Genomic DNA, 5,144 nt, shown 5'->3' with positions numbered 1-5,144 from the left:
GCCGGACCGCGGCCCGTGGCGGCCAGCGCCGTGTCCACCTCGGTCGCCAGCGCCTGCTCGTCGCGCGGGGCGCCGGCCAGCAGCGCGCCGACGGCGAGAGTCTCCGCGAGATCCGCCAGTACCGAGGCGCCGCTCGCCGGGGCCACCAGATGCGGAATCGCGCCGCCGAGCCGGTTGAGCCGGGCGATTTCGGCATTGGCCCGCCGCCCCGCCGCGCGGGCCGCAGGCGACCCCGCGCCCGCCGCGACGGGATGCGCATAGCCGGCGGCCGTCACCATCAGCAGCGCCTGCACCAGTTCCTGAATCGGGCGCCCGGCAAAGGGCGACATCTCGCGCGCCTCGGCCACCGACAGCGGGCCGGCCGCCAGCCGGTCGAGCAGCGGATCGTAGATCTCCGGCCGCCCGCTCAGCTGCCCGATGGAACAGGCGACCTTGACTTCCGCCTCGCGGTGCCGGCCGAGATCGACGAAATGCACCGCGTCGAGCAGCGCGCGATGCTCCGCCGGCGGCAGCGGCGCATGGCCCCGGCGGTAGATGTCGCGGCGGAAGGACTGCCCGCAGCCGAAATCGCGCAACGTCTCGCGCAGGACCACGTCCCGCTGCTCGGCGAGCAGCGGCACCATGGTCGGCGGCGCCGATGTCGCGTCCACGTTGTCCGGCAGCGTCGCGCTGCCGACGTACTGGCAGCGTGCTCCCGCCATCGCCGCCGCCACGTCGGCGAACATCGTCGGCGCCCAGTCGGCGTTGAGGTATTCGTGCGCCAGATAGCGCGCATCCATCGACGCGAGCCCCGCCAGCCGCTGCTCCAGCGCCGGATGCGCCGCGAAATACGCCTGCGCCCCCGCGCGCAGGCGCTCCAGCGCCGGGCGGACGGCGGCGACGGCGAGATCGCTGCGCGCCTCCCGCGCCGCCACCTGGCGCATCAGCGTGCGCACCGGCAGCATGTCGGCAAATCCGGTCAGCACGTTGTAGCTGACGAACACGAGCCCGCCCGGCCGCAGCCGACTGGTGATGAAGCGCACGATGTCCGCGCGCACGGTGTCGTCGACCCAGCTCCAGACGCCGTGCAGGGCGATGATGTCGAGATCCGCCCCGGCGCCGTCGGGGGCCGCGAGATCGGCGATCGCGCGCTCCTCGACATGCAGGTTCGCGAGCCCGGCGGCATCGGCGAACAGGCGTGCCGCCTCCACATGCGCGGGGTTGAAGTCGTAGCCGAAGAACGCGGAGTCCGGCGCGTTGGCCGCCGCGACGGCGAGCGTCAGGCCGTAGCCGCAGCCGAGTTCGGCCATGCGGACCGGCCGCGCGAGATCGGGCGGCCGCTGGCCGAGCAAAAGCGCGGCGAAGGCCAGCCAGGCGGGCGTGAACTCGCGATAGATGTTGGTCGTGTAGCCGAGATCGGTGACATAGCCGTGGTTCCAGTCGCTCATCGACCGCGCGCCCCCTGATGCGCCGCGAGCTTATGCCGCCCTGCTACGTCTGCGCATCCCGGAGCAGTCCCGGGGCGCGGGGCGGCTAATCGGGGGCGATGTTGTCGGCGACATAGGCGCCGCGCTGGCCGAGCGGGCGGGGCGGTCCCTCGGTGCTGTCGCGCGCCGTCTGCAACTCCAGCTCCGCGTTCAGCTCCGCGCCGAGCAGGACCACGAGGACGGTGACGTAGAACCACATCATGACGCCGGCCACCGCGCCGAGCGGTCCATAGGTGGCGTCGTAGCTGGCGACGTTGCTGATGTAATAGGACAACAGGCCGGACGCGACGACCCACAGCACGGTCGCGACCACCGACCCGGGCGTTACCCACGACCAGCGCGGCTGCTGTCGCGACGGGCCGAAACGATACAGCATCGACAGCGCCGCCAGCACGAACAGCACCAGCATCAGCAGGCTCGCCGCCCGGATCAGCCCCTTCGACTGGTCGGACAGGCCGATAAAATGAAACACCGCCGGGAGGAACACGAGGATCGCGATCGCGAGCGACGCGCCGCTGATGGCACCCAGGGTCATGCCGAAGCTGACGAGCTGAAAACGCAGGAAGCTGCGCCGCTCCGTCTCGCCGTACGCCACGTTAAGCGCCGACAGGACGCCCTTCGTGCCGGTCGCCGCACTCCACAGCGTCACCGCCACGCTGATCAGCAGGCCCATGGTCAACGTGCCGTGCTCCTTGGCGACAAGCTGGTGCAGGCGCGCGTCGATGAGCTGATACGCGGAGCTGGGCAGGAGCTGGCGCAGCACGTCGAGCTGCGGCTCGATGGTCACCGGGTCGAACACCAGGCCATAGATGAAGATCAGCATGGTGATCGCCGGGAACAGCGCGAGCGTGGCGTAGAAGGCGCACCCGGCGGCCGAGAGGGAAATCCGGTCGGAGATCATCTGGCCGAGGGTGCGGCGCAGGACCTGCTTCCAGCCGCGCCAGGGAATTGCCGCCGGCGTCTCCGCGTGGCGGCCGAGCGCCGCCCCCCGGCCCTGTTCCGAGTGCGGGCCGTCCGGTCCGGCTGGCGCCGTCTCGCGTGCGGTCGCTCCCACGTGGCCACTCCCTGTTCCAGTGCCTCCGGACGCGCAACGTGGCGTGACGGCGGCGGTTGCGCGTCGGGCGCACAGCTTACGCGCTGTCCCGGCGGCGGATTTTCGCTTGCGCCGGGGGACGGTCGGTCCTATGTGCCCCCCTACGCAGCAACGCACGTGCCTCTGGCCCTCGTGGTTACGCAACGACGTCAAGCGTTCTGGCAACTCGGCCTGTGGCGACCCCCGGTTCGGGGCCGTCGGCAGGAAGTGCCGCTGGTTCGTTAGACCGTTTCGTCAACTGCGCCCGTCGCCTCGAACAGGCGGGCGTCTTATGAGGGGGTGGTGCGATGACTCCGAAAATCGCCCGATTCCTTGCGACCGCGCAGCCGGCGACGCCGTGCCTGGTCGTGGATGTCGATCGTGTGGAAGAGAACTTCCACGCGCTGCGCCGGGCTTTGCCGCTGGCACAGATCTATTACGCGGTGAAGGCGAATCCCGCCGCGCCCGTGCTGTCACGCCTGGTCGGGCTCGACAGCCATTTCGACGCGGCCTCGTGGGAAGAGGTGGCGATGTGCCTGCGCGCCGGCGCGCCGGCGACGGCCATCAGCTTCGGCAACACGATCAAGAAGGTGTCGGCCATCCGGTCCGCCTATGCGGCCGGGGTACGCCTGTATGCCTTCGATTGCGAGGAAGAGCTGGAAAAGCTCGCGGAAAACGCGCCGGGGAGCCGCGTCTATTGCCGCGTCCTGGTGGAGAACGAGGGCGCGGACTGGCCGCTCAGCCGCAAGTTCGGCACCTCGGTCGAAGCCGCCGGCGCGCTGATGCGGCGCGCAGGCGCGCTCGGCCTCGATCCCTATGGCCTGTCGTTCCATGTCGGCAGCCAGCAGCGCACCACCGTGGCGTACGAGGCGGCGATCGCGCGCGTGGGCATGCTGTTCACCGACCTGCGCGACTCCGGCGTGGACGTGCGGATGCTCAATCTCGGCGGCGGCTTCCCCGTCTCCTACCGCGAGGAGGTGCCGGAGATCGACGCGTTCGGCCACGCCATCATGGGGGCGATGACGCGCGTCTTCGGCAACGCGCTGCCGGAGATGATCATCGAGCCGGGGCGGTTCATCGTGGGTGACGCGGGCGTGGTGTCGTCGGAGGTGGTGCTGGTCTCGCGCCGGCCGACGCCGTCGGCGCCGGCCGATCCGCCGCGCTGGGTCTATCTCGATATCGGCCGTTTCGGCGGTCTCGCGGAGACCGAGGGCGAGGCGATCCGCTACCGCATCGCGACCCCGCATGACGGTGGGCCGTCCGGGCCGGTAACCATCGCGGGCCCGACCTGCGACGGCGCCGACGTGCTGTATGATCGCGCGGCATACCGCCTGCCGCTCGCGCTGCGCGGCGGCGAGCGCGTGGAGCTGCTGGCGACCGGCGCCTATGTCTCGACCTATGCGAGCCAGAGCTTCAACGGCTTCGCCCCGCTGGCCGAACACTACATCTGACGCTCGACCGACGCGCCTATCCTGCCGCGCGACGCCCCGGAGCCCCAGCTTCGGGGCGTCGCCGTTTCGCGGCCGGCCGGCCCACCCCGATAGGTGACTTGCCCGCACGCGACGATATGATCTGCTGCGCAGAGAGATCATAGCAGGGGCCGGGTTCACGTGAGCATTTCCAACAACACCGCCGCCACTAACGCGGTCATCGACGTAAGCATCGGCGGCGGCAACACGGTTGACGCCTCCGGCGCGCTCTACCTCGGGAACGTGCTGAACGCGACGTTCATCGGCCCGGGAACGCTGATCATCAACGAACAGCAGCCGGTCGATGCCGGCCTGACGCTGGACGGGTTCCAGAACCACGACACCACCGAAGTGTCCGGTTTTTCCGGCTGGAGCACGTATTCGGTGAACGTCAGCACGCCCGCCGGCGGCACCACGACCGATACCATCACGTTTGCCGGCGTGCCGTACAGCCTGACGTTCACCCATGTCCCGGTGGGCGACACGATCACCGCGTCGCAGAGCGGCGGCAATACCGACATCGTCGCCACCGCCTGTTTCCTCAGCGGCACCGCGATCGCGACGCCTGACGGCGCGCGGCCGGTGGAGTCGCTTGCCGCCGGCGACCTCGTGCTGACGCGCGCGGGCGTCGCCCGTCGCGTCGTTTGGGCCGGGTATCGCCGTGTCCGTGCGGGGGCGCGGCGCCCGGCGTGCACGTGGCCGGTGCGCATTACGGCGGACGCGATCGCGCCGGGCGTCCCGCTGCGCGACCTGCTGGTCACGCCGGAACATGCCGTGCTGGTGGACGGCCACCTGCTGCCGGCGCGGCTGCTGGTCAACGGCGCGACCATCCGCAGCGAGGCGTTGGACCGCTACAGCTTCCACCACATCGAGCTGGAGACGCATGACCTGCTGCTCGCCGAAGGCATGGCGGCCGAGAGCTATCTGGATACCGGCAACCGTGCGCTGTTCGCGGGCGGCACGGTCGTCGGCCTGCACGCGCATGCCGAGGCGCCGGATGCCGCGTCCTATCGGGCCCGCGGCTGCATGCAGCTGACACTCGATCCCGCCGTCACGGGCGCGATCTGGCGGCGGCTGGCGGCCCGAGCCGCCGCGCTCGGCCATCCGGTGCGGCTGGCGCCCCGCTGCGATGCGCCC

General features: G+C 70.8%; 4 protein-coding genes. 2 read left to right on the top strand and 2 right to left on the bottom strand.

Annotated features, from left to right (window positions below):
* Both B8460_RS15805 and B8460_RS15800 read right to left on the bottom strand, forming a co-directional pair.
* Positions 1-1,427, bottom strand: a 1,427-nt coding sequence (locus B8460_RS15805) for a class I SAM-dependent methyltransferase (protein ID WP_048862572.1), incomplete at its 3' end; no start/stop codon positions are given.
* A gap of 85 nt (positions 1,428-1,512) precedes the next feature.
* A complete protein-coding gene (locus B8460_RS15800; protein ID WP_052945262.1) occupies positions 1,513-2,520 on the bottom strand; it encodes a YihY/virulence factor BrkB family protein in 1,008 nt (335 codons plus the stop codon).
* Positions 2,521-2,846: 326 nt separating this feature from the next.
* On the opposite strand from B8460_RS15800, the gene B8460_RS15795 reads away from it, so the two are divergent.
* Together B8460_RS15795 and B8460_RS15790 are read left to right on the top strand one after the other, a co-directional pair.
* Positions 2,847-3,989, top strand: coding sequence for a type III PLP-dependent enzyme (locus tag B8460_RS15795; protein ID WP_048862571.1), 1,143 nt, complete (start codon positions 2,847-2,849; stop codon positions 3,987-3,989).
* 159 nt (positions 3,990-4,148) lie between these two features.
* Positions 4,149-5,144, top strand: a 996-nt coding sequence (locus tag B8460_RS15790; protein WP_048862570.1) for a Hint domain-containing protein, incomplete at its 3' end; no start/stop codon positions are given.

Origin of the sequence: Acidisphaera rubrifaciens HS-AP3 (genome assembly GCF_000964365.1) — a bacterium.
GTDB classification, from domain to species: domain Bacteria; phylum Pseudomonadota; class Alphaproteobacteria; order Acetobacterales; family Acetobacteraceae; genus Acidisphaera; species Acidisphaera rubrifaciens.
Note: the sequence above shows the minus strand (reverse complement) of the source record. Positions and strands in the feature narration are given on the sequence as shown.